Annotated in this window: 21 protein-coding genes and 1 pseudogene; 9 read left to right on the forward strand and 13 right to left on the reverse strand. The window is 69.8% G+C overall.

The annotated features are described in order from the left end of the window. Both ACODTB_RS19220 and ACODTB_RS19225 read right to left on the reverse strand, forming a co-directional pair. Nucleotides 1-289: pseudogene (locus ACODTB_RS19220) on the reverse strand (hypothetical protein); the annotation flags it as partial. A gap of 375 nt (nt 290-664) precedes the next feature. Beyond that, on the reverse strand, nt 665-2,050 hold the full coding sequence (locus tag ACODTB_RS19225) for a right-handed parallel beta-helix repeat-containing protein (protein ID WP_291118605.1): 1,386 nt from the start codon (nt 2,048-2,050) through the stop codon (nt 665-667). 200 nt (nt 2,051-2,250) lie between these two features. Between ACODTB_RS19225 and ACODTB_RS19230 the strand changes: the two genes are divergently transcribed. The 3 genes from ACODTB_RS19230 to ACODTB_RS19240 are packed head-to-tail and all read left to right on the forward strand — an operon-like array spanning nt 2,251 to nt 7,034. Then, nucleotides 2,251-3,573 (forward strand): UDP-glucose dehydrogenase family protein, encoded by a 1,323-nt coding sequence (locus ACODTB_RS19230; protein ID WP_291118608.1) that lies wholly within the window; start codon nt 2,251-2,253, stop codon nt 3,571-3,573. A 3-nt stretch (nt 3,574-3,576) separates the two neighbouring features. Next, nucleotides 3,577-5,643 carry an O-antigen ligase family protein gene (locus ACODTB_RS19235; protein WP_291118611.1) on the forward strand — a complete coding sequence of 689 codons (2,067 nt, stop codon included), beginning with the start codon at nt 3,577-3,579 and terminating at the stop codon, nt 5,641-5,643. Then, nucleotides 5,640-7,034: a TIGR03013 family XrtA/PEP-CTERM system glycosyltransferase gene (locus ACODTB_RS19240; protein ID WP_291118614.1), complete on the forward strand. Its 1,395-nt coding sequence runs from the start codon at nt 5,640-5,642 to the stop codon at nt 7,032-7,034. The genes ACODTB_RS19235 and ACODTB_RS19240 overlap by 4 nt, the downstream gene beginning before the upstream one ends. Nucleotides 7,035-7,063: 29 nt before the next feature. Here ACODTB_RS19240 and ACODTB_RS19245 read toward each other — a convergent pair whose 3' ends face one another. Both ACODTB_RS19245 and pobA read right to left on the reverse strand, forming a co-directional pair. Further along, complete coding sequence (locus tag ACODTB_RS19245) at nt 7,064-7,975, reverse strand: CoA transferase (RefSeq protein WP_488929641.1); 912 nt, start codon at nt 7,973-7,975, stop codon at nt 7,064-7,066. 104 nt (nt 7,976-8,079) lie between these two features. Further along, entirely contained in the window at nt 8,080-9,270 is a 1,191-nt protein-coding gene (gene pobA / locus ACODTB_RS19250; protein WP_291118620.1) for a 4-hydroxybenzoate 3-monooxygenase, read from the reverse strand. 151 nt (nt 9,271-9,421) lie between these two features. Here pobA and ACODTB_RS19255 point away from each other — a divergent pair, with 151 nt between their 5' ends. After that, nucleotides 9,422-10,204: an IclR family transcriptional regulator domain-containing protein gene (locus ACODTB_RS19255; RefSeq protein WP_291118623.1), complete on the forward strand. Its 783-nt coding sequence runs from the start codon at nt 9,422-9,424 to the stop codon at nt 10,202-10,204. A gap of 33 nt (nt 10,205-10,237) precedes the next feature. On the opposite strand, the gene ACODTB_RS19260 is transcribed toward ACODTB_RS19255, so the two are convergent. The 3 genes from ACODTB_RS19260 to ACODTB_RS19270 are packed head-to-tail and all read right to left on the reverse strand — an operon-like array spanning nt 10,238 to nt 13,992. Next, nucleotides 10,238-11,128, reverse strand: a complete 891-nt coding sequence (locus tag ACODTB_RS19260; protein WP_291118625.1) for a RibD family protein — start codon at nt 11,126-11,128, stop codon at nt 10,238-10,240. 43 nt (nt 11,129-11,171) lie between these two features. Next, nucleotides 11,172-11,750, reverse strand: a complete 579-nt coding sequence (locus tag ACODTB_RS19265) for a hypothetical protein (protein WP_291118628.1) — start codon at nt 11,748-11,750, stop codon at nt 11,172-11,174. A 16-nt stretch (nt 11,751-11,766) separates the two neighbouring features. Continuing rightward, nucleotides 11,767-13,992, reverse strand: a complete 2,226-nt coding sequence (locus tag ACODTB_RS19270; RefSeq protein ID WP_291118630.1) for a patatin-like phospholipase family protein — start codon at nt 13,990-13,992, stop codon at nt 11,767-11,769. Between the two features lie 74 nt (nt 13,993-14,066). Here ACODTB_RS19270 and ACODTB_RS19275 point away from each other — a divergent pair, with 74 nt between their 5' ends. Next, nucleotides 14,067-14,684 carry an FMN-binding negative transcriptional regulator gene (locus ACODTB_RS19275; protein WP_291118631.1) on the forward strand — a complete coding sequence of 206 codons (618 nt, stop codon included), beginning with the start codon at nt 14,067-14,069 and terminating at the stop codon, nt 14,682-14,684. Nucleotides 14,685-14,688: 4 nt separating this feature from the next. On the opposite strand, the gene ACODTB_RS19280 is transcribed toward ACODTB_RS19275, so the two are convergent. From ACODTB_RS19280 to ACODTB_RS19295, 4 genes are all read right to left on the reverse strand, one after another. Next, nucleotides 14,689-15,453 carry an HpcH/HpaI aldolase family protein gene (locus tag ACODTB_RS19280; RefSeq protein ID WP_291118634.1) on the reverse strand — a complete coding sequence of 255 codons (765 nt, stop codon included), beginning with the start codon at nt 15,451-15,453 and terminating at the stop codon, nt 14,689-14,691. Nucleotides 15,454-15,553: 100 nt separating this feature from the next. Continuing rightward, nucleotides 15,554-16,372 (reverse strand): IclR family transcriptional regulator domain-containing protein, encoded by an 819-nt coding sequence (locus tag ACODTB_RS19285; RefSeq protein ID WP_291118637.1) that lies wholly within the window; start codon nt 16,370-16,372, stop codon nt 15,554-15,556. 77 nt (nt 16,373-16,449) lie between these two features. Further along, complete coding sequence (locus ACODTB_RS19290; protein ID WP_291118640.1) at nt 16,450-17,418, reverse strand: D-2-hydroxyacid dehydrogenase; 969 nt, start codon at nt 17,416-17,418, stop codon at nt 16,450-16,452. A gap of 6 nt (nt 17,419-17,424) precedes the next feature. Further along, entirely contained in the window at nt 17,425-18,411 is a 987-nt protein-coding gene (locus tag ACODTB_RS19295; RefSeq protein WP_291118643.1) for a Bug family tripartite tricarboxylate transporter substrate binding protein, read from the reverse strand. 180 nt (nt 18,412-18,591) lie between these two features. Here ACODTB_RS19295 and ACODTB_RS19300 point away from each other — a divergent pair, with 180 nt between their 5' ends. From ACODTB_RS19300 to ACODTB_RS19315, 4 genes are read left to right on the forward strand one after another with little or no spacing between them, the layout of a single operon-like run. Beyond that, nucleotides 18,592-19,464 carry a cupin domain-containing protein gene (locus ACODTB_RS19300; protein WP_291118646.1) on the forward strand — a complete coding sequence of 291 codons (873 nt, stop codon included), beginning with the start codon at nt 18,592-18,594 and terminating at the stop codon, nt 19,462-19,464. Next, entirely contained in the window at nt 19,461-20,333 is an 873-nt protein-coding gene (locus tag ACODTB_RS19305; RefSeq protein WP_488929642.1) for an amidohydrolase family protein, read from the forward strand. The genes ACODTB_RS19300 and ACODTB_RS19305 overlap by 4 nt, the downstream gene beginning before the upstream one ends. A 27-nt stretch (nt 20,334-20,360) precedes the next feature. Continuing rightward, entirely contained in the window at nt 20,361-21,353 is a 993-nt protein-coding gene (locus ACODTB_RS19310; protein WP_291118650.1) for a 2-hydroxyacid dehydrogenase, read from the forward strand. 21 nt (nt 21,354-21,374) lie between these two features. Then, nucleotides 21,375-22,001, forward strand: coding sequence for a flavin reductase family protein (locus ACODTB_RS19315; protein ID WP_291118652.1), 627 nt, complete (start codon nt 21,375-21,377; stop codon nt 21,999-22,001). 4 nt (nt 22,002-22,005) lie between these two features. Here the strand turns inward: ACODTB_RS19315 and ACODTB_RS19320 are convergent, their stop codons facing one another. Together ACODTB_RS19320 and ACODTB_RS19325 are read right to left on the reverse strand one after the other, a co-directional pair. After that, nucleotides 22,006-22,452: an RrF2 family transcriptional regulator gene (locus ACODTB_RS19320; RefSeq protein ID WP_291118654.1), complete on the reverse strand. Its 447-nt coding sequence runs from the start codon at nt 22,450-22,452 to the stop codon at nt 22,006-22,008. Further along, on the reverse strand, nt 22,443-22,865 hold the full coding sequence (locus ACODTB_RS19325) for a group III truncated hemoglobin (protein ID WP_291118656.1): 423 nt from the start codon (nt 22,863-22,865) through the stop codon (nt 22,443-22,445). Before ACODTB_RS19325 ends, ACODTB_RS19320 begins: the two co-directional genes overlap by 10 nt. Between the last annotated feature and the right edge of the window lie 121 nt (nt 22,866-22,986).

Raw genomic sequence — 22,986 nt, forward strand, 5'->3', positions numbered from 1 at the left:
CGCAGGCCAGGCCGCCGGCGCCAGCGGCCGGCGCAGGTGCGGGGGCCGGAGCCGGTGCGGGCGCAGGCGCCGGGGAGGGAGCCGGTGCAGGGGCGGGCGCCGGAGGACGCGGGAAGATCGAGGGCGCCGGGGCCGGCGCGGGCGTCGAGGTCAGGGTCTCGCCGGGGGTTTGTGCCGACGCGGTGCCTCCACCACCGCCGCCGCCACCACAACCCGAGATGGCCGCCATCATGAAAAGCACGGAAAGCCACTTGGCGTCGCGGATGGCGGGGGTCTTGGAAGGGTTCATGGCGATGCCGGTGAGAGGTGTGCTGGCGGGAACGAACGGTCGAAAATGGCGGTGGCTTGTGACCACGTTCACGAAAAAAGCGCGTCAGTTGACTTTACGGGCGGCATTTCAGCGGTTGGAGCGTTGACCGACAGGCTTGCTGTCCAGGACGACATGCGGGAGCATGGACACACCTCGTGAAATGCCGATGGCACAAAAAACCCGACCTGACCGAGCGCCCAAGCGCATGGGAGTCGTGGCCGGGAAACCAGGGAATGGCTGGCACGCCAAATGCCCCTCGGCACTGATTGTCGTAGGACTCGCCCTACAACCCTGTTGCCACGTGTTACGAGTTGCACTTCTTGCCGTCAGATTGACCGTCCAGGTGGCTTGGCGTCAATTCGCGGAGACCGGTGCGGGTTTCCCTGGGAAATCCTGCTCCAGCGCGCCCGGCAGCGTGGCGCCCCGCCTCGCGAGACCCCGGAAATCATTGGTTACAAAGGTCCGCGAAGGTATTGTTTCTGGCGGCTCGAACCATTGAAGAAGTAAGGCATCCGGGTTCACGAAAACCTGCGCCATCGGCGCCTGGGTGTTCCATTCGAGGCCCAAAGCCGCGCCATCCCGCTGCGAAATGTTTCCTTCGAACAGGTTGCTGAGCACGCGGGCCTGTGCCGGGGCCCGCCGGGCGGAGACACCCGCCGTGTTGATCAGGGTGTTGTGGGCCAGCACGATGTCGCTGGCGCGGTTGATGTCGAGCCCGGCATCGTTGCAGTGCGCGACGATGTTGTTGGCGGCCAGCCCGTGGCGGTGCTCGAAGGCCGCGCAGCCGTCCGAGCGGCACACCGCCGCCGGTTGGGTGCCACCCCCGCCGAATGAGATGCCCACCCGCTCGCCCGGGCGCGACACGTCCGTGGGCGAGCAGATCACGAGGTTGCGTTCGATGCGCCCACCTTCGCTGGCGCCCTTCATGAACAGCCCATACGCCACCCGGTTGCCCTGGCCTTTGGCGAAGTTCGTGACCAGGTTGTCCTGCACTTTCCAATGGCTGGCGCCCACGAGGTCGAGCATCACGACCGGCCTGTCGGTTTGCCGGGTGGCGCGGTTGGTCAGGGTGTTGAAGGCCACCAGACCGTGGTCGGGCCACTCGCCGTCCAGGCCATTGACCTTGATGTGCGCATTGAAGTCCTGGACGTGGTTGTTGCGCAGCGTGGCGAAGGCGCCGCGACCCACCACATGGAAGGCGTGCTCGCAGTCGTGTTCGCGCGCGCAGGCGCCGCGGATGTCGAGGTTTTCGAAGGCCCAGTAGGGCCGGTCGATCTGGATGCCCGCCACCTGGGTGAAGTCCAGCTGGACGCTGCCAGGCACCAGGGCGCTCACCAGGATGGGGGCCTGTGCGAGGCCGTCCTGCCCGAGCCGCAGGGTCTTGTTGACGCTGTATCGGCCGGGTGCGATGACGATGTGGGTGCCGGGGCCGGCCTCCCGGAGAGCCTGTGCCAGGCCGGCGGCCGTGTCCACGCGGATCACCGTGCCGCCTTCGGGCATCGGGGGCGCCATGGAAACCATCTGCTGGCCTTTGCCTAGCGTGGGCAAAGGTCCCGGTGGTGGTGTCCTTTCCCAGCGGCGCTGCAAGGCGTGCAGTCCTGGAAGAAGCAAGCCCTCCAGGACGCGGTGGCCTTCCAGCCGGTGCTGTGCATAGCGGATCAGCTCCTGCGGACTCCGGGAGCTGGCCTCGGCATACAGGCGCTGCCCCCGATCGCTCACCAGAAAGGCCGTGGCGGCCATGAGGACAACCAGCAGGCCTGACGCAGCGAACCACAACCATCTGCGCCTCGGTTCCATGGAGTTCCCCGTTTCCGTGTCTGGGTCATGATAGCCGCGAGCGTGTCGAATGCAACGTTATGACTGCATTTCGATGCTGAAAACGACTTGTTCGGTCGCTATGATGAGCGCTTTGTGAATCTATCGGCCTGAGAAAAATCATCATGAAAATCACTGTGGTAGGGACGGGTTATGTGGGTCTGGTCAGCGGGGCCTGCCTGGCGGAGGTGGGCAACGACGTGCTTTGTCTGGATCTCAATCCGGACAAGATCCGCATCCTCGAGGAAGGTGGCATTCCCATCTACGAACCCGGGCTGCAGGAGATGGTCAAACGCAACGTGGCGGCGGGGCGGCTGCACTTCACCACCGACGTCGACCGCGCCGTGCACCACGGCACCATCCAGTTCATCGCGGTGGGCACGCCACCCGATGAGGACGGTTCGGCCGACATGCGCTACGTGCTGGCCGCGGCGCGCAGCATCGGCCAGCGCATGACCGACTACAAGGTGGTGGTGGACAAGAGCACGGTGCCCGTGGGCACGGCCGACCGCGTGAAGGAAGCGATTGCCGAGGAGCTGCAGAAGCGCGGCGTCGACACGCCTTATGCCGTGGTGTCCAACCCCGAGTTCCTCAAGGAGGGCGCGGCGGTCGAGGACTTCATGCGGCCCGATCGCATCATCGTGGGCGCCGACGACGAGCAGGCCGTGCACCTCATGCGCGCGCTGTACGCGCCGTTCCAGCGCAACCGCGAGCGCCTGATCGTCACCGACGTGCGCAGCGCCGAACTCACCAAGTACGCGGCCAACGCCATGCTGGCCACGCGCATCAGCTTCATGAACGAGCTGGCCAACCTCGCGGAGAAGCTGGGCGCCGACATCGAGAGCGTTCGCCAGGGCATCGGCTCCGATCCGCGCATCGGTTACCACTTTCTGTACCCGGGTGCTGGTTACGGCGGTTCCTGCTTCCCGAAAGACGTCAAGGCCCTGATCAAGACGGCGGCGGACGAAGGCGGCCTGGACCTGAAGGTGCTGACCGCGGTGGAGGCGGCCAACGATGCGCAGAAGCACGTGCTGGGTGACAAGATCAAGCGCAAGCTGGGCGCGGACCTGAAAGGTCGCCACTTCGCCGTGTGGGGCTTGGCCTTCAAGCCCAACACCGACGACATGCGCGAAGCGCCCAGCCTGGAGCTGCTGGCCGATCTGCTGGCCGCCGGCGCCACGGCCACGGCCTACGACCCGGTTGCGATGCACGAAGCCCAGCGCGTGCTGGGCGACGAATCCCGCGTGCGCTACGCCCAGAACCCGAACGAGGCCCTGGAAGGGGCGGACGCGCTGATCATCGTGACCGAGTGGAAAGAGTTCCGCAGTCCCGACTTCGACCTGATCAAGGCCAAGCTCAAACAGCCCCTGATCGTGGACGGGCGCAACCTGTACGACCCGGCCTGGGTGCGCAGCCAGGGCTTCGACTACCTGCCCATCGGGCGCTGAGCCATGGCGCGCCCGCGATCAGGCGCGCTGATCCTGGGCGCCCTCGCGGCACTGACCTGCCTGGGTCTGGCCGTTCAACATCCCCTGGCCCCCGCGCTTCTGGTGGGCGCCTTGTGCCTGTGCATGGGCGGGGCCGCCTGGCGGCCCTGGACCATCGGGGGACTGCTGGCCATGCTCTTGCCCGTGGCCAGCCTGGCGCCCTCCACGGGCTGGTGGCTGATCGACGAGTTCGATCTGCTGGTGCTCGCGGTGCTGGCGGGCGCGCATGCGCGGTCCGGGTTCGAGGCCTTTTCTGGCCGTGCGGCGTCCTCTTCATCCGCTGAGACCCAGGTCCAGGACCGGGTGTGGGTCGGGCTGCTCGTCGCGCTGGGTGCATCCGCATTGTTGAGCCTGTTCATCGGGCTGCGGGACGCCGGTGTCAGCGCGCGGTCGGTGGCGGCCGGCTGGGCCTCGGGCGACGGCTGGCTGCGGGCGCTGCACGCGGACTACGCCAGTGCATTCAACCCGCTGCGCGTGTCCAAGAGCCTGCTCTGGGCGCTGCTGCTGTATCCCGTGCTGCGGCGGGTGCCCGTCGAGCGGCAGCGGGAGATGGCGCGCTTCACCCTCGCGGGCCTGCTCTGCGGGCTGGCCTGGGTCTGCGTGCTCGTGCTGTGGGAGCGCGGGCGGTACGTCGGCGTGTTGAACTTCTCCGATTCCTACCGCACGGTGGCGAGCTTCTGGGAAATGCACGTGGGCGGCGGCGCCATCGACGCCTACCTGGCGATGGCCGTGCCCCTGGCGTTCTGGGCGGTCTGGCTGGCGCCGGGCGGCTGGCGCTGGGCGTGCGCGGCGGTCCTGGCGGTCCTGGGCACCTACGCGGTGCTGACCACGTATTCCCGAGGGCTGTACCTCGCGGTCACGGTCTCGCTGATGGTGATGGCCATCGTGGCCAGGCGCTGCCAGATCCAGCCGGCGTCCGGCGGGCGGCGGCGCGGCTGGGCACTGCGCGTGTTGGTGTTCGCGCTGCTGGCGGAGGCGGTGTGGGTGCTCGGTGGGCACTCGTTCATGACGGGGCGGCTTGCGCAATCGGAAACCGATCTGGTGGACCGCGTGGCGCACTGGCAGAGCGGGCTGGGCCTGTTGCGCACGCCCGCGGACTGGGTGCTGGGCCTGGGCGCGGGGCGCCTGCCCGCGCACTACAGCACGCGCGTGCCGGATGGCGAGTTTCCCGGGCAGGCGCATTGGCGGCGCGACGCGGCAGGCGCCGGGCAGGTGGTGCTCTCGGGGCCGCCCACGCGCCAGGAGGCCGCCTACGACTTCGGTCTCACCCAGCGCATCCCGCTGGCCCCACAAGGGCACTACCGCGTGCGGATCCGCTACGAGACCGACGCCCCGGTGGTGCTGCTGCTCAGCGTGTGCGAACGGCACCTGCTGTACGACTTCCGATGCCAGTGGAAGCACGTGAGGCCCGAGGCCGCCGTGACGGACGCGGCCCAGTGGCACGACATCCCGCTGTCTGGCCAGGTCTTTTCGGACGCAAGCCGTGCCGTGTCCTGGCGCGACGGCATGTTCGCGCTGACGGTGCTGAGCACCGGGCACGCGGCCCGCATCCACGCGGCGGAGCTGCTGGACCCGCAAGGCGTGCAGATCCTGAAAAACACGGACTTCTCGGCCGGGTTGCGCCACTGGTTCCCCGCTGCCCAGAGCAGCTTCAAGCCGTGGCACATGGACAACCTGTACCTGGAAATCCTCGTCGAACGTGGCCTGCTGGGCTGGCTGGTGCTGGGACTGCTGGCCGCGTGGGCGTGGCACTGCGTGGCACAAGGCCTCAAGGCGGGGGATCCGCTGGCCCTGGCGCTGGCCGGCTCGCTCTCGGCCATGGGCGTGCTCGGCCTGGTCATCAGCGTCACCGAATTGCCGCGCATCGCTTTTATGCTGCTGCTGATCCTGTTGACAACGTCACACTTCCGCCGGATTCCGCAATATTCACGTGATGTAACAGAACGTCAGAAGGGGGTGTCGGCGGTATTCTCGGACGGGCGCCCGAGCCGTGCACAGCCCCCGGGCCCATTACAGGAAAAAGAAGTTTGATCAAGCTATTCAACCACTACTTCGATCGCCGCACGCTGCTGCAGATGTTCATGGACCTGCTCCTGATCAGCGCGGCGTTCATGGCCACCCTGGTGTTTCTTTCCGACGCGGAAGACCTGACCGCCGTGCAGATCGGGCAGGGCCTGTTCCGTGCGCTGCTCATGAGCGTGGGTTTCCTGGCGGTCAACTCGGCCCTGGGCCTGTACGAACGGGGCAACGTGTTCAACAACACGCAGTTGCGCGCCCGCGTGCTGGTCTCGTTCATGATGATGGGCCTGATCGTGGTGGGCGTGCTGCTGCTGCTGCCCATGAAGGCGTTCTACGGGCACACCTGGGCCGTGGTGATCGTGATGATGGCCACCGGCCTGCTGCTGGTCATCCAGGTGCTCACCGGCGAGTTCCTGCCCAAGTCGCTCACGCGCCGCAAGGTGCTGGTGTACGGCACCGGCGCGAAAGCGCAGGCGGTCGGGCAAAGCCTGCTCAAGGCCTCATCGAGCGCCGAGCTCTGCGGCTATTTCGCCAGCCCCAATGAGCGCGAGCACCTCGTGACGAACTGGGGCACCCTGCAGCCGGGCCAGTCGCTGACCGAGGTGGTGGCCGAGAAGGGCGTCCACGAGATCGTGATCGCGCTCTCCGAGCGCCGCGGCGGCAGCATGCCCATGCGCGAGCTGCTCGATTGCAAGCTCGCGGGCGTGCGCGTGACCGACATCGCCACCTATTTCGAGCAGAACCTGGGCCAGATCCGCCTCGATGCGGTGTCGGCCGGCTGGCTCATCTTTGGCGAGGGGTTCGACCAGGGCTTCCTGCGCACCACCATCAAACGCCTGTTCGACATCGCGGGCGCAGTCGTGCTGATCCTGCTGGCCCTGCCCATCATGCTGGTGGCGGCGCTCGTCATCAAGCTGGAGAGCTCCGGCCCCATCCTGTACAAGCAGGAGCGCGTGGGCCTGAACAACAAGCCCTTCAACGTCGTGAAGTTCCGCAGCATGCGCACCGACGCGGAGAAGGACGGCATCCCCCGCTGGGCGACCGCGGGCGACAGCCGCGTCACGCGCGTGGGCAAGGTGATCCGCAAGCTGCGCATCGACGAACTGCCGCAACTGTTCAGCGTGCTCAACGGCGACATGAGCCTGGTCGGCCCGCGCCCCGAGCGCGCCTTCTTCGTCGAGAAGCTCACACAGGAGATTCCGTTCTACGCGGTGCGCCACAGCGTCAAGCCCGGCGTGACCGGCTGGGCGCAGGTGCGTTACCAGTACGGCTCCACCGTGGAAGACACGGCGGAGAAGCTGCAGTACGACCTTTACTACGTGAAGAACCACTCGCTGTTTCTCGACCTCGTGGTCATCTTCGAAACCGTCGGCGTGGTGCTGACGGGCAAGGGCGCGCAGTAGGCGTCCGGATCTCCGCCCGCTGGCCGGGGTCAGGCCAGCGTGTGCAGCGGAATGTCCTTCTCCACGGCCAGCCGGTCCAGCTGCTTTCGCGTGCGGCCCAGAAGGAAGGCCGCGATCGCGGCGTGCGTCTCGGGCTTGAACAGCGAGCGCATGTCCGACGCCGGCAGGCCCGCAGCGGCGCACAGCGCGGCAGCGAAATGCGGCTCCAGGGCCGCCACGGCCACGCGGCCGTCCTTGCAGGGGTAGACGCGGTAGCCCGCATGGGCGCCGCCCACCGCACCGGCGGGCTGGGTGAGGCCCCAGGTGCGGGGCAGGGCGAGCCACTCGGCCGCGTCGGACAGCGCGACCTCCTGGAAGCTTGATTTGCCCTGGGTCTTCTGGACCAGCGCGGCCTTGAGCACGGCTTCGCTGGCCATGAGCGCGCCTCCCATGTCGGCGAACAGCGTGGCCGGCAGGTCCAGGCCGGTGACCAGGCCCGCGTCCGCGAGGTAGGTGAGGTCGTGGCCGGGCTCTTCCGCCCGGGCACCGGGTGCCCCCACGATCGCCACCACCGAGAGCCCGGGGTGGCGCTTGTGCAGGCCTTTCCAGCCGAGTTGCAGCTTCTCCAGCGCCGAAGGGCGGAAGGAGGTGAGCAGCACGTCGGTGCGCGCCAGTTCCTTGTGCAGCGCCGCCTGGCCCTTCTCGGACTTCAGGTCGATCGAGATCACGCGGATGCCGTCGTGCAGGGTCGCGTAGGCGCGGGCGTTGTACTGCCCCATGGGGTCGCCCGAACTGCCTGCCGGAGTGCCCTTGGGGGCCGGCGGCTCGGCCTTGACGCAGCGCGCACCCATGGCCCTGAGGCGCATGAAGGCGGCCGGGCCGGGCAGGTTCAGCGCGAGGCTGAGCACGCGAACGCCGCGCAGCGGCTGGAGGGCGGGGGCAGGGCGGGGGGAGGAACTCATGGCGGTCGGGCTGTGGAAGGTCGTCGCCGCAATGTACCCGCAAGCCCGGCCGCCGCTGCGCCAACGGGCGACACCGTCGCCCGCCTTCCTGGGACGCGCGGGGTTCAGCGTTCGCCGAAGTTCAGCGGCAGGCCCACGTAGTTCTCGGCCAGCGAGCGCGACATCGAGACCGAGTTCACGACGTAGTCGAGCTCGGCTTCCTGGATCTTCTGGCCGAAACCTGCGGTGTCGGGGAAGCGGTGCATCAGCGAGGTCAGCCACCACGAGAAACGTTCGGCCTTCCAGACGCGGCGCAGGCAGCGCTCGGAGTAGGTGTCGATGCCGGCGGAGGTCTTGTCGCGGTAGTACTCGATGAACGCGGCCGAGAGGTACTTGACGTCGCTGGCCGCCAGGTTCAGGCCCTTGGCGCCGGTGGGCGGCACGATGTGCGCCGCGTCGCCCGCGAGGAACATGCGGCCAAAGCGCATCGGTTCGGCGACGAAGCTGCGCAGCGGCGCGATGCTCTTCTCGATGGTCGGGCCGGTGATCACGCGCGATGCCATCTCGGGGTCGAGCCGCAGGCGCAGCTCGTCCCAGAAGCGCTGGTCGCTCCAGTCCTCGACCTTGTCGTCCAGCGGGCATTGCACGTAGTAGCGGCTGCGCGTGAGGCTGCGCATGGAGCACAGGGCGAAGCCGCGTTCGCTGTTGGCGTAGACGATGGCGTGGGGCGAGACCGGTGGCACATCGGCCAGCACGCCGAGCCAGCCGAAAGGGTAGACCTTCTCGAATTCGGTGATGGCGCCCTTGGGCACGCTGGCGCGGCACACGCCGTGGAAGCCATCGCAGCCGGCGATGAAGTCGCATTCGATCTCGTGCGTCCGGCCATCCTTCTGGTAGCGCACCTTCGGGCTGTTGCTGTCGTAGTCCAGCACCTCCACGTTCGCGGCTTCGTACACGGTGGGCAGCGCGGCGGCGCTGCGCGCTTCCATGAGGTCGCGCGTGAGTTCGGTCTGGCCGTAGGCGGTGACGACCTTGCCGTCGGTCAGGCCGTGCACGTCGATGGCATGGCGGGTGCCGGCAAACACCAGTTCGATGCTGTGGTGGACGGTGCCTTCGGCGTCCAGGCGCTCGCCCACGCCCACCTCGCGCAACAGGTCGGTGGTGATCTGCTCGAGGATGCCGGCGCGGATGCGGCCGAGCACGTATTCACCGCTCTGGCGTTCGACGATGATGTTGTCGATGCCGGCCTTGTGCAGCAACTGTCCGAGCAGCAGGCCGGAGGGGCCGGCGCCGATGATGGCGACCTGGGTACGCATGGGGTGTCTCCTGGAATGGCGTGAGGTGAAACGAACGCAGCTTAAAAACGGGACCCCGCCAGCGCAACGCCGCGCAGGCGCCTTTGCGCGATGATCGAAACTCTTGCGCGATCACCGCGCAAATTCCGGTGCCCCTGGGCATAATCGGCCCATGAGCACAGCCCCCCCTCCCATGGCGAAAGCCGATTTCATCGAAGGCATGGCCAAGGGCATGGCGGTGCTGGAGAGCTTCGACACCGAGCGCCAGCGCCTCAACGCCACCCAGGCCGCCGAGCGCGCGGGTCTCACGCGCGCCGCGGCACGCCGCCACCTGCTGACCCTGGCGCACCTCGGTTACCTGGAGTCCGATGGCAGCCACTACTGGCTCTCGCCCAAGGTGCTGCGCTTCTCGGGCAGCTACCTGGCTTCGGCGCGCCTGCCGCGCCTGCTGCAGCCCACCTTGAACCGGCTCGCGGCGCAGACGCGCGAGTCCTACTCGGCTGCCGTGCTCGACGGCGACCAGGTCGTGATCGTGGCGCGCAATGTCTCGCTGGGTGGTCAGCGGCTCATGGCCTATGGCTTGCACCTCGGGGCGCGCCTGCCCGCGCACGCCACGTCCACCGGCCGCGTGCTGCTCGCGGGCCTGCCGCGCGCCGAATTCGCCGCCTGGCTCAAGGGCCGCGAGCTGCCCCGGCTGACGCCGCACACCACCGTGGAACACAAGGCCTTTCGGGCCGTCATCGCGCAAGTGCGCAGCGATGACATGGCCGTTGCGCGAGAGGAGCATGAGCTGGGCGTGTTCGCGCTGGCAGTGCCCCTGCGCAACATGCAGGGCCGCACGGTCGCGGCGCTCAACGTGGTGGCCGCGCCCGATCGTTTCGAGGGACCGGTGTTCCAGAAAGACGTGCTGCCGTTGCTGCAGGACGCGGCGCGCGAGCTGCGCCCCTTGCTCTGAGCGCGCCCACCATGCCCCTGTCCGGGTGGGACGTCACGCGCGGCTCGATCCGCTGAGGTCCAGGTCCCACAGCATGTCCTCGCCCAGCGGCAGGGTGCGCGTGGGCGGGCGGGGGCAGTCGGCCATCACGTCGTGCGCGGGCGCGCGCAGGCCACGCCGGCCCTGGCCGATCAGCACGGGCGCGATGATGAGGTGCAGGCGGCTGAGCACACCGGCGGTGAAGAAGCGCGACACCGTCATGCCGCCGCCTTCGACGAACAGCACGCGCTGGCCGCGTGCGGCCAGCGCCCGCGCGACGAGCGCGGGGCGGTAACCCTCACCGCTGTCGTCGAGCAGGCCGTCCACCGCCAGCACCTCGGCGGGGGCGCTGCCCAGGCGCTCGCGGGCCAGCTCGGCGTGCCGCGCGTCGCAGACCCAGAGGGACGGTGCCTGCCCATCGCGGAACATGCGCGACTGGCCGTCCAGCCGCACGGCCGGGTCCACCACCACGCGCACTGGCTGCGGGCCGGGCACGCGCCGCGTGGTGAGCTGCGGGTTGTCGATGGCGACCGTGCCGGCACCGACCAGCACCGCGTCGCACAGCGCGCGCAGGCGGTGCAGGTGCAGCAGGCAGTGCGGGCCGTTCACGTAGTAGGAGTCGCCGGTGACGGTGGCCACGAACCCGTCCAGGCTCTGGCCGAGCTGGGCCACGGCCCAGGGCGCGCCGCCCCTGGCCTGGCGCGCATCGAGCAGGGGCTTGTAGAGCGTGAACAGCTCGGCGCTGCGCGCGTCGCCCATCGGCGCCAGTTGCCAGCCTTGCTGCGCGCACCAGCGCAGCAGCGGCGCGGCCTGGCCCGTGGTGCGGGCCTGCAGCATCTGTTGCCAGAGCGCAGGCCAGTCGGCGGGGATGTCCTGGGCGGTCGTGGCGTCCGTGGGTGATGGCATGGCGGCCATCATCGCATTGAGCGCGAGGTCCCGGGCCGTGGGGTCATTTCCACTGCGGGGTGTAGTAGAGGTCGTCGGTGGCCGTGTCGGCGGCCCCGGCGTTCCACGGCGCCATGGGCAGGGCCGCCGCGATCCACAGCGCGGCCAGCAACTGGGGCAGCAGCGCGGCCGGGGCCATCCACAGCCCCGACGAGGGCCGCCACCACGACCACAGACCGGGCACGGCGGTGGCTACCGCCACCATCAGCGCCAGCTGGGCCAGCAGCAGCGAACCCCCGAGCCCCGCCGCCGCGGCCAGCCCCAGGCAGGCCACGGTGAGCACGGCGGCCAGGGCGATGCCGCGCCACCAGGGGCGCGGGGTGGGCAGGCCCCGGGCCGCTCGCCACAGGAGCAGCGCCGCGATCACCGTGCCCGCAAGTGCGACCCAGGGCAGCTTCTGCGCGCGCGCGGTGGCCGGCCAATCGAAACCGGGAAACCAGGCCAGCGCCACCAGCAGGCCCAGGGCGGCGCCGAGCGCGGCCCGGTTCGGGCCGGTGGTGCGCAGCAGGGCCGCCACGCCGCCGATGCACAGCAGCAGGGGCAGCACAAGACTTTGGAAGGCGGGGTGGTTCAGGAGGTTCATGGCGGTATGGCAGTGGTCAGGGCTGCCCCAGGTAGAAGTAGGCCGCGTGGCGGCGGTGGTCGCCGCGCCCCAGGGCCAGGTAAACCGGGCCCAGGGGCGTGTCCATGGCGAGGTAGACGGCGAAGCCGTAGCGGCTCTTCTCGCGTTGCGGGCCGAAGGCCGTGTCGCCAATGCGCGCGGCTTCGAGCGAGACGCCGGCATAGGCGCCCTCGAGGAAGCCCACGTTGGTGAGCCGGTGGCTGTAGTTCACGCGGCCGAGCACGAATTCGTTGCCGAAGACCTCGTTGGTCTTGTAGCCCGAGAGGCGCTGGAAGCCGCCCAGGAAGGAGGTCTCGTAGGCAGGCAGGGTGCCGCCGCTGGCTTTCACGCCCTGCGCGGAGAACTCCAGCGCGTGCCGGCCGAAGCCCACCGCCGTGCGGAACGCGGCAGAGAGCTTGCGGTAGTCGTCGCTCGCGCCCCAGCGCGGTTGCGACTGGTGCAGCTTCACGTCCAGCGCGTAGCCCGTGCGCGGAAAGCGCACATTGTCCAGCGTGTCCAGTTGCAGGCGCAGCACCAGGGCGGCGGTGTCGGCGTCGGCCTCGAAGAGGCCGGGCGGCAGCAGGCTGGTGTCGTTCTGCAGGCGCACGCGGCCTTGCCGCACACCGAGGCGCAGTTGCCCCTGCGTGCCGAGCTGCAGGCCCAGGTCGGCGCCGTAGCCGTAGTGCTCCAGCCGGAAGCGCGCCACGCGCACGCCCTCGTCGCTGAACAGTTCGAAGGGGCTGCGCTCGCCGCCCAGGTGGGCCGCCGCGAAAACCCGTTGTGTGGGATGCAGGGGTTGGAACCACTCGGTGCGCAGGCGGTCGGTCTGGCCGATCTGGATGTCGTTGCGCCATTCGGCGCCGAGGCGGTTGAGCCAGGTGGCGCGGTGGGTGGCCAGCAGGTTGAAGAAGGAGCCGCCGGCGAAGTCGGACGACAGGCCCAGGCCGAAACGCAGGTAGTGCGGGCCCCAGGATTTTTCGGTGACGCGGGCGGTGAGCACGCGGCCCTGGCCGGGTTCTTCGCTGAAGGTGTAGCTCACCGCCTCGAAGTCGCCCCAGCCGTACAGGCGTTGCAGGTCCTGGTCCACGCGGCTCGCGTCGAAGGCCTCGCCGGGCTGGGTCTGCATGCCGTCGAGCACGGCCTGCGGGTTCACGCGCTGCGTGCCGCTGACCTGGATGGCGTCGATGCGCTGCCCGCCGGGATCCTGCGCCGCCTCGCGCGCTGCCAGCAGCGCGCTGAATTCGGCTGGGCTCAGGCCGTGGGCGGCCAGGGTCGCGCTGGCCGCGCGCGCGGCGGCCTCACCGGCCCGGGCGGCGTCGGAGAGGTGGTCGAAGTCGCTGCTGCTCACGCGGCTGAGGTCGGGCGTGATGAGCACGTCGCGCGGGCCCAACTCCTTGAGCGACTGCGCGACGTTGGTCGTGGTGAGGATGCGCAGCATCTGCTCGGAGGCCGAGAGCAGGGAGGTGATGTCCTCCCGGCGCAGCAGCGGCGTGCCGATGTTGACCGCGATCACGATGTCCGCGCCCATGCGGCGCGCCACGTCCACCGGCAGGTTGCGGGTGACGCCACCGTCCACCAGCAGGCGGCCCTCGAGCTCCACCGGACTGATGACGGCCGGGATGGCCATGCTCGCGCGCACGGCCTGGGTGAGGCTGCCGTGGTCGAGCTCCACCATCTCGGAGGTGGCGAGGTCGGTGGCGATGGCCCGGAAGGGCACCGGGAAGTGGTTGAAGTTCACGCTGCGCTGGCGCGCCGTGAGGCGGCGCAGCACGGCCTCCAGCGCCACGCCGGCCACCGCGCCCTTGGGCAGCGAGAGGCCATGCGGGCCCAGGCCCATCTCGGGGCCGACGTAGTTGGCCGCGTCGTCGGCCTTGCGCCGCATCGGCAGGTTGTCGCGCACCACGTCGTGGAACAGCGTGGCCGTGCTCAGGCCTTTCATTTCCTCTTCGATGGTGGCCAGCGGCAGCCCGGTGGCGTAGGCCGCGCCCACGATGGCGCCGGCGCTGGTGCCCACGACCAAGTCGACCGGCACCCGCAGCTCCTCCAGCACCTTGAGCACCCCGATGTGCGCGCCGCCCCGGGCGCCGCCGCCCGAGAGCACCAGGGCGATGCGGGGGCGCTGCGCGGCCGGGCCGCTGCCCGGGGCCACGGGGCCGCCGGTCTGGGCCGTGGCGTTCAGACAGGCGAGGGACCACACCAGTGCGAAGGCGATGCGCAGGGTCATGCACGGATGATAGAAGCGGGCGTGGCGAAAGCGAACCGGCGTTACAGTGATCCGTTCCCACAAGAGGCCGCCCCATGTACCTGCCACCTCAGTTCGCTGCCAAGGACCCCGCCATCGCCCTGGAGCTGTTGCGCGCGCACCCGTTCGCCAGCCTGATCTCCACCGACGACGAGGGCCTGCCCTTCGTCACCCACCTGCCGCTGCACCTGCTGGAGGAAGACGGTGGCCTCACGCTGCTGGGCCACTGCGCCAAGCCCAACCCGCACGGGCGCTACCTGGCGGCGCGCCCGCAGGCGGTGGTGACTTTTCTCGGGCCGCATGCCTACATGACGCCGCGCGTCTACCCCGATCTGACCCGCGTGCCGACCTGGAACTACCTGGCGGTGCACGCCACGGTGCAGGCGCGTGTGCTGGACGGCTTCGACACCAAGGACCGATTGCTCAAGCACCTGATCCACGACCACGACCCGGCCTATGCGGACCAGTGGCGCGGGCTGGAAGAGGACTTCCAGCACAAGCTGATGCAGGGCATCACCGCCTTCGAACTGCGGGTGACGAACCTTCAGTGCAAGGTCAAGCTCAACCAGCACCGGCCCGAGTCGCACGCCGCCATGCTGGCGGCCTACCAGGCCGGTAACGCCGACGAGCAGGCGCTGGCCGGCTGGATGCGCCGCCTGGGCATGGCGGCCTGAGCTGTCAGCGCGCGCTCTGGCGCAGGGCGGTGGACGCGGCCGCGAACTGCTGGGTGGCCTGGCGCAGCAGCGACTGGTCGGACGAGACCACGAAGCAGTCGATGCCGCGCCCGCGGAACGCGATGGCCTCGGCCTCGTTGGGCACGAACATGGCCGCGCTCACACCGGCCGCCTTCGCCGCCTCGATGATGCGATCGCAGGCCTCGGACACGGCCGGCGCGCGGTTGTCGTCCAGGCCCATCGACAGCGCGAGGTCGGCGCGGCCGATGAAAAGGCCGTCCACGCCCGGGGTGGAGGCGATGTCGAAGGCCTCGGTGACGCCGTCGGGGCTTTCGATCTGGCACAGGATCAGCGTCTGGTCGCCCGCGTCCAGCGCATCGGCCATGCGCAGGGTGCCGTAGCCGGCGCAGCGCGGCGAGATGGAAAAGCCCCGGCTGCCCTGGCGGTAGCGGGCGCGCGAGACCACTTCACGGGCCTGCGCCGCGCTGTCCACGCGCGGCACCAGCAGGCCGGCAGCGCCCAGGTCGAGCACGGACTGGATGGTGGCGGGCGCGGTGTCGGGGATGCGCACCAGCACCGGGATGCCGCTGGCGCGCCCGGCCATCATGTGGCGGTCCAGCGCGAGGCGGTCGAAGGGCGCGTGCTCGGCGTCCACCACGACGAAGTCCAGATCGGTCGTGCCCAGGATCTCGGTGATCTGGGGGGAGTCGGTTTTCACGAACGTGCCGAGTGTGAGTTCGCGTTGGCGGATGTGGCCCCGTGTTTTCATCGAGCGGTGTTTCCTGTGGATGGCGGGCGTTGTTGCCCAAGCCGCCATGGTCACGGTGCCGGTGCGGCGCGGCAAGCGCCGCGGCGCGACTTTCCGCAGGTCAGAAAGGCGCGCCGGTGTCCGGGCTGGGCGGCAGCCGCGTGGCGTAGGCCTCGCTCACGGCGGCGGCGGCCGCCTGGAGTTGTGGCGCGCATTGCGTCACGGTGGCCGGTGTCATGAGGTTGCCGAAGGTGGTCATGCCCATGAGACCCACGACCTCGGTGCGGTGCATCACCGGCGTGGCCAGCGTGGCGGTGCGCCGTTGCGGATTGGGCTGGCGCACGGCGTAACCCTGCTGCCGGATGGCCGCGAGTTCCTGCAGCAGCAACTCCTCGTGGCCGAGCTGGCTGCCGCCGGGCGCGGCGCGCAGCATGTCGAACAGGATCTCGCGCTCCACCTCGGGGCAGAACGCCAGGTAAACACGACCCATGGCGGTGTCGGCCAGGCCCAGGCGCCGGCCGATGGTGGTGGAGTGCGCGGCGATCGGGCTGTAGGGCATGCCGCTGTAGCGCACCACGATGGCATCGCCATCGAGCACGCCCAGCGCCACCGGCCACTTGATGGCCTTGGTCAGGCGCAGCGCCAGCGGCGATCCCACCTCGACCAACAGCGACTTCTCGGTGAAGCCGCCGCTCATCTCCAGGATCTTTTCCGTGAGGCGGTAGACGCCCACGCCGCCCTCCAGCCGCACATAGCCTTCGAGCTGCAGGGTGTGCAGGATGCGGAAGATGGTGGACTTGGGCAGCGCGGTCTGCAGGTGCAGGCTGTGCAGGCTCCAGGTCGGCTGCGTGTTCATGATCCGCAGGATCTGCAGCGCGCGCGAGATGGCCCGGATCGATCCACTGGGTTGCTCGTCGGGGGCGTCGGGGTCGTCGGCCATGGGCATCATCGCTCCGCTCCCGCAGGGGCGGGAGGGGGAGCGGATCATACCCTTGAGCGCCATGGCGCGGCCCCGGCTCAGTACCACAGCGCCTTGTCGACGCGGTTGACGAGGGCCTGGCCGGCGAGGAAACGCTGGCAGTTGTCGCGCAGGATCTTGTAGCGGCGCTCGTTGTAGTACGGCCCCCACATGGCCACGTGCGGCGTGATGAACACGCCGGGCTGTGTCCACAGCGGGTGGCCGACGGGCAGGGGTTCCTGCTCGAACACGTCGAGCCCGGCGCCGCCGACCTCGCCGGCCTGCAGAGCGGCGAGCAGGTCGTCCAGCCGCGTGGTCATGCCGCGCCCGATGTTGATGAAGAAGGCGCCGCGCTTCATGCGCCGAAAGCGCGCGCGGTCGAACAGGCCTTCGGTCTCGGGCGTGTGTGGCACGGTGACGATGACGAAGTCGGCGCGCGGCAGCAGCTCGTCCAGCGCCTGCGCCGGGTGCAGCTCGGCCATGCCTTCCGGGGGCGAGGTGCGCTGCGCGTCGGTGCCGATCACGTGCACACCGAAGGCCGCGAGCAGGCGCGCGGTTTCCGCGCCGATGCCACCCACGCCCACGATGAGCGCCGTGGCCTCCGGCAGGTAGACCGTGCCTTCGTAGCGCGGTGGCTGCAGCCACTCGCCGCGCTGCTGCTGCGGGATGAAACGGTGCAGCGCGCGCGAGAAGGCCAGCACGAAGGACAGGATGTGCGCGCTGATGTGGTCGTTGAAGATGCCGCGCACGTTGGTCACGGTCACGCTGTGGCTCACCAGCTCGGGAAAGAAGTAGCCGGTGGGTGGCGCGGCCAGCGGCGAGTGCAGCCAGCGCAGGCGCGGCGCGGCCGCCAGCAGCGCGGGCGTGAGCGTGCCCACGGCCGCGTCGGCCTGCCCGATGGCCGCCAGGGCCGCGTCATCGGTCTCGGCGACGACGATCTTCAGCTCGGGCAAGGCCGCGCCCAGCCGCTGCGCCCAGTCACGGGTGGCGGGGATCTGGGGCGGGAGCATCAACAGGGTGGTCGGCATGTCGGCTTACTCCAGCTTGATGCCGGCCTGCTTGATCACCTTGCCCCACTTGTCGTTCTCCTGGCGCAGGAAGGCGGCGTAGCCGTCGGGCGTGCCGCCCACGGGCGAGACGCCGCTGGCGGCCATGCGGTCCAGCAGCTCCTTGCTTTTGAGCGCGGTGTTCATCGCGGCGTTGAGCTTGTCGATGCGCGCCTGGGGCGTGCCCTTGGCGACGTGCAGGCCCACCTGCGTGGTGGCTTCGTAGCCGGGGTAGCCGGACTCGGCGATGGTGGGCACGTCGGGGTAGGCGGAGACGCGCTTGGGGCCGGTGAGCGCGAGGATGCGCAGCTTGCCCGACTTCACCTGCGGATCGGCGAAGGAGACCGAGGCCACCATGAAGTCGATCTGGCCGGTGAGCAGGTCCAGCACGGCGGCGGACTCGCCCTTGTAGTGCACGGTGCCGATGTCCAGCCCGGCCGCGATCTTGAACAGCTCGCCGGCCAGGTGGTTGGAGGTGCCGTTGCCCGGCGTGCCGTAGAACATGCCGCCTGGCTTGCCCTTGGCCTTGCCGACCAGCGCGCCCAGGTTGGGTGCGCCTTTCTCGGCGTTGACGAGGATGGTCTGCTCGATGCGCAGCACATGGCCCACGGGCGGCAAGTCGGTGGCGACCTTGTAGGGCAGCTTGGCGTCCATCAGCGGCAGGATCACCGTGCTGCCGGTGGCGCAGAAGCAGATCGAGTAACCGTCGGGCGCGGAGCGCGCCACGTTGCCGGTGGCGATGGAGCCACCCGCGCCGGGCATGTTCTCGACCACGACGGTCTGGCCCAAGGCCTTGGCCATCTCACCGCCCACGAGGCGGCCGAACAGGTCCATGGTGCCGCCCGCGGCGAACGGCACCACCAGGCGGATGGGCTTGTTGGGGAAATCGTCCGCCTGGGCGTGCGCTGCGGATGCGCCCAGCACGAGGGCGGCACCGGCCAGCGCGCCGAGCAGGGTGCGTTGAAGTGGTTTCATGAATGTCTCCGGGTCTCGATGGAAGAAAAGGAATCGATCGATGATTCCCGAGCGGCTCCAGGGGTGTCAACGAAACTCGGCCCGCTTTCCGGCAGGCAGAAAACGGCCGCGTTCGCATTGCCTCGATGGCGCAGGCCGGGTGATGATCACCGCATTCCCGATCCATTCCTCGCACCCTTCATGCCATCCACGCCCGCCCCCTCGTCCCCCGGTGTCCGTCCACGCAGCTTCGCGGCCTTTCTCGACCATCCCGCGCTCACTGTCGCGGGCAACCGCCACCGGCGCATGCGCGCGCAGAACCTCATCGTGGAATGGATCGAGGCGGGCACCGAGCCCTTCGAGGTCGAGAGCACCGCCGAGATGCTGCTGGTCTTTCCCGATGCGGGCGCGGTCATCTCGCCAGCCGGGCAGGGGCCCAGCGGGGTGGTGCCCCACGCGGGCTGCGTGTGCGTGCTGGCCGCCGGCCGCTCCAGCGTGCGGCTCGCCGTGCCCGGCACCTGCGCGGTGATCGCCTCGAACCGCCCGGACATCGAGCCCGCCACGGTGCTCAACGAAAGCGCCTACGCCGAGCCGGATGCGCGCATCAAGCCCACCGGCCGACCGTTCCGGCGCAAGCCCGGCGCGCCGCTGGTGCAGGTATTCGAAATGGCGAAGGTGCCGGCACCGGCCGACAACCCGCGCCTGAAGATGCTGCAGACCGACACCCTCAGCATCAACTGGGTGGAGTACCACGGCGTGCGCGACCGCACGGCGCTGAGCCCGCACAGCCACAGCGACCTCGAACAGGGTTCGCTCGCGCTGGCAGGCAACTTCATCCACCACCTGCGGGTGAACTGGGGCAAGGACGCCAACCTCTGGCGCGACGACGAGCACCTGGCTGCGCCATCGCCCTCGCTGGTGGTGGTGCCGGTGGACCTGGTGCACACCACCGAGGGCGTGGGCGATGGTCACCACCTGCTGATCGACCTGTTCAGTCCGCCGCGCGAGGACTTCATCGCACGCGGCTGGGTCCACAACGCGGGCGACTACAGCGCCAGCGCGGCGTCCGCGTGAACGCGCACCACGGTTGGCGGCGCGACACGCGCGAGCCGGCGGTGGCGCTGCCGCCGCTGTCGTGCGACTGCGCGGTCCACGTCTTCGACCCTGCGCGCGTGGACCTGCTGCTGCCCGGCCGCCGCTACGAGCCGCCGGTGGCCTGGCTCGACGAGCTGCGCACCCTGCATGAGCGGCTGGGCGTGCAGCGCGCGGTGCTGGTGCAGCCCTCGGTGTACGGCAACGACCACGCGGTGCTGCTCACCGCCTTGCGCGCGGACCCGGCGCGCTACCGGGGCGTGGCCCTGCTGGACGACAGCGTGTCCGACGCGGCCTGCGAAGAGCTGCATGCGGCGGGTGTGCGCAGCGCGCGCTTCAACATCCTCTCGCGCTTCGGTGCGGCGTTCGACGCCGTGGCCTTTCGCCGTCAGGTGCGCCGCGCCGAGGCCCTGGGCTGGATCATTTCGCTGCATGCCACCGCCGACGAGCTGGCGGCGCACGCGCGCCTGCTGCTGGACCTGCGCGCCGAAGTGGTGGTGGACCACCTGGCCTACCTGAACCCGGGCGACCTCGACGGCGAGGGCTTCCGCTTCCTGCGCGAGGCCGTCACGCGCGGCCACTGGTGGGTGAAGGTTTCGCGCGTGGACCACCGCTTCGCACCGCCATACGACGATGCGGTCGAGCTGATCCGCCGCGTGGTCGCCCTCAACCCCTGGCGCATGCTCTGGGCCACCGACTGGCCGCACCCGCTGTACGACGCGGCCACGACCACCATGCCCAACGACGCCGACCTGGTCGAGCTGTTCGCGCGCGCCGTGCCCGACGCCGCCCTGCGCGAGCAGATCCTGGCCCGCAACCCCGCCCGCGTGTTCGGTTTCCCCGACGCCTGATCCCCCTTCCGGAGAAGACCCCGCCTGATGAACGCCCAACGAAACGAACCCGTCCTGATCTGGGAGCGCGTGATGCCCGACGACCCCAGCATTCCCTGGCTGCGCGAACAGGGCTTCGACGTGCGCCTGGGCAAGCCCAACCACGACCCCGGCTACCGCCGCCACCTGGAGGCCGACTTCATCGCCGACGCCAAGGGTTGCCAGGGCGTGCTGATCTCCGGCGGCATCCGCGTCACGCGCGAGGTGATGACCGCCTTGCCCGGCCTCCAGGTGATCAGCAAGATCGGCGTCGGCGTGGACACGGTGGACGTGGCGGCCGCGAGCGACCTGGGCATTGCTGTCTGCAACACGCCCGGCGGCAACGATTCCGTGGCGGTGGCCGAGCACGCCATGACCCTGCTGCTGGCGCTGCGCAAGCAGCTGCACGTGTGGACCCGCAGCTACCTGCAGGGCGGCGGTTGGCGCAGCCCCCAGGTGTTTGCTGGCGGGCTGGACGGCAGCACGCTGGGCATCGTGGGCTTTGGCCGCATCGGGCGCGCGCTGGCGCAGCGCGTGGCGGGCTGGAACGTGCGCGTGCTGGTGCACGACCCGCTGGCCCGCGACCTCCCCGCCGGCGTGCAAGCCGTGGGCATGGACGAGCTGCTGGCGCAGAGCGACGCGGTGTCGCTGCATTGCCCGGCCTTGCCCGGCGACCGCCCGCTGCTCGATGCGGCGGCGCTCGCGCGCATGAAAGCCGGCGCCGTGCTGATCAACACGGCGCGCGCCACGCTGGTGGATGCGCCGGCGCTGGTCGCCGCGCTGGACGCCGGCACGCTGGCCGGTGCGGCCTTCGACGTGTTCGACCCCGAACCCCCGGCGCGCGACGACCCCTTGCTCGCCCACCCGCGCGTGCTGAGCACGCCGCACGTGGCTTCGTGGACCTGGGAGGGCTTCTTCGGCCGCCGCCAGCAGGCCGCCGAGAACCTCGCGAAAGTGGTGCGCGGGGAACCGGGTGCCGCCATCGTCAACCCTGTTCGCTGAATTTTTCCGGATCCTCCTGCCATGTACCTCGACCTCGACACCGCGACCGACTTCAAACGTTCCCTCTTCAACGCCATCGTCGCGCCCCGGCCCATCGGCTGGATCAGCACCGTGAGCGCGGACGGCCGCGTGAACCTCGCGCCGTTCTCGCACTTCAACCTGGTGTCCACCGCGCCACCGGTGGTCATGTTCTCGTGCAACGCGCCCGACGACCGCGAGGTGAAGGACACCATCGCCAACGTGCGCGCCACGGGCGAGTTCGTCACCAACCTCGTGACCTGGGACCTGCGCGAGCAGATGAACCTGTCCTCGTTCAACGCGCCTCACGGCACGGACGAGTTCAAGATCGCCGGCCTGGAGAAGGCCGCCAGCCGCAAGGTGCGGCCGCCGCGCGTGGCGGCGTCGCCGGCCTGCATGGAATGCCAGTTGCTGCAGATCATCAACATCGACCCCGTCGGCCCCGGGGACACGTTCAGCAACGTGGTCTTCGGCCGCGTGGTGGCGCTGCACCTGGACGACCAGTTCATCGAACCCAGCGGGCGCTTCGACGTGGTGCGCACGCGCCCGCTCACGCGCCTGGGCGGCAACCAGTACGCCTCCACCGGGCCCATCGTCGAGCTGGGACGGCCCAACCCGCCCCGGGCCTGAGGCCTCAGCGCACCGCCACGCGGTGCACCGCGACGCGGGTGGCTGGCAGGGGCCGCGTGGGCACGATGTCGGCCAGCGTGACGCCGTCGAGCCGCGCCAGGAAATCCTGCAGAGCACTGTGCAACACGCCGGTCAGGGCGCAGTCGCCCGTGCGCACGCAGGTGTTGCCGCTGGAGAAACATTCGACCAGGTGGAAATCGGGCTCCATGTCGCGCACCACCTCGCCCAGGCCGATCTCGTGAGGGTCGCGCGCCAGCCGCATGCCGCCGCCCTTGCCGCGCACGGTCTCGATCCAGCCCAGCAGGCCGAGGTGGTGCGTGACCTTCATGAGGTGGGCTTCGGAGACGCCGTGGGCCTGCGCGGCCTCGGCGATGGTGCACAGGCGATCCGGCTGCTGCGCGAGGTACATCAGCAGGCGCAGGGCGTAGTCGGTCATGGTGGTCAGGCGCACGGAGGGCCTCCGTCGAGCAACAGGTCGGCGGGCACCTCGTCCGGGCTGTTGCTCATCTGGTAGCCGTACCAGAGGCTTTGCGCGATGCGCTGCGCCATGGCGAAGGCCTGCTCGCCCATGGCGCGGTTGGGCAGGGCGTCGGTGGTCTCGCGGAACAGGGCCAGCCAGCGTTGGAACAGGGCCGGCGTGAGGCCGGGCAGGGCGGCGTGGCGCGGCATGGGTGCGCCGGTGAAGCGGCCGGTGCGGCGCAGGATGGAGGACCAGAAGTCCACCAGGTGCGTCAGATGGCGGTCCCAGTCGTGGATGCGGGCGTTGAAGATGGGACCGAGCACCTCGTCGCGCCGCACCCGCGCGTAGAACGCATGGACCATGCTCGAAACCTCTTCCTCGGTGCAGACCGCCATGACGCTCATGATGTTTCCCGTGCACGGACCCCCCGCGCCCTCGGCGCGCAAAAAGATCCATCTAGAATCAATCTTATGGGAGATCGATCTCCCCCGCGCGCGCCAGGGCCGCCAAGCGGCGCTTCCCTGA

This window comes from Hydrogenophaga sp. FG152 (assembly GCF_057809615.1).

Coding starts and splice junctions, on each gene's coding strand:
- ACODTB_RS19230 (WP_291118608.1), top strand. CDS start 2,251: ATGAAAATCACTGTGGTAGGGACGGGTTATGTGGGTCTGGTCAGCGGG.
- ACODTB_RS19310 (WP_291118650.1), top strand. CDS start 20,361: ATGAACGCCCAACGAAACGAACCCGTCCTGATCTGGGAGCGCGTGATG.
- ACODTB_RS19270 (WP_291118630.1), bottom strand. CDS start 13,992: ATGACCCTGCGCATCGCCTTCGCACTGGTGTGGTCCCTCGCCTGTCTG.
- ACODTB_RS19295 (WP_291118643.1), bottom strand. CDS start 18,411: ATGAAACCACTTCAACGCACCCTGCTCGGCGCGCTGGCCGGTGCCGCC.
- ACODTB_RS19290 (WP_291118640.1), bottom strand. CDS start 17,418: ATGCCGACCACCCTGTTGATGCTCCCGCCCCAGATCCCCGCCACCCGT.
- ACODTB_RS19255 (WP_291118623.1), top strand. CDS start 9,422: ATGAGCACAGCCCCCCCTCCCATGGCGAAAGCCGATTTCATCGAAGGC.
- ACODTB_RS19245 (WP_488929641.1), bottom strand. CDS start 7,975: ATGAGTTCCTCCCCCCGCCCTGCCCCCGCCCTCCAGCCGCTGCGCGGC.
- ACODTB_RS19260 (WP_291118625.1), bottom strand. CDS start 11,128: ATGCCATCACCCACGGACGCCACGACCGCCCAGGACATCCCCGCCGAC.
- ACODTB_RS19300 (WP_291118646.1), top strand. CDS start 18,592: ATGCCATCCACGCCCGCCCCCTCGTCCCCCGGTGTCCGTCCACGCAGC.
- ACODTB_RS19275 (WP_291118631.1), top strand. CDS start 14,067: ATGTACCTGCCACCTCAGTTCGCTGCCAAGGACCCCGCCATCGCCCTG.
- ACODTB_RS19235 (WP_291118611.1), top strand. CDS start 3,577: ATGGCGCGCCCGCGATCAGGCGCGCTGATCCTGGGCGCCCTCGCGGCA.
- ACODTB_RS19280 (WP_291118634.1), bottom strand. CDS start 15,453: ATGAAAACACGGGGCCACATCCGCCAACGCGAACTCACACTCGGCACG.
- ACODTB_RS19225 (WP_291118605.1), bottom strand. CDS start 2,050: ATGGCCGCCACGGCCTTTCTGGTGAGCGATCGGGGGCAGCGCCTGTAT.
- ACODTB_RS19325 (WP_291118656.1), bottom strand. CDS start 22,865: ATGAGCGTCATGGCGGTCTGCACCGAGGAAGAGGTTTCGAGCATGGTC.
- ACODTB_RS19285 (WP_291118637.1), bottom strand. CDS start 16,372: ATGGCCGACGACCCCGACGCCCCCGACGAGCAACCCAGTGGATCGATC.
- pobA (WP_291118620.1), bottom strand. CDS start 9,270: ATGCGTACCCAGGTCGCCATCATCGGCGCCGGCCCCTCCGGCCTGCTG.
- ACODTB_RS19315 (WP_291118652.1), top strand. CDS start 21,375: ATGTACCTCGACCTCGACACCGCGACCGACTTCAAACGTTCCCTCTTC.
- ACODTB_RS19265 (WP_291118628.1), bottom strand. CDS start 11,750: ATGAACCTCCTGAACCACCCCGCCTTCCAAAGTCTTGTGCTGCCCCTG.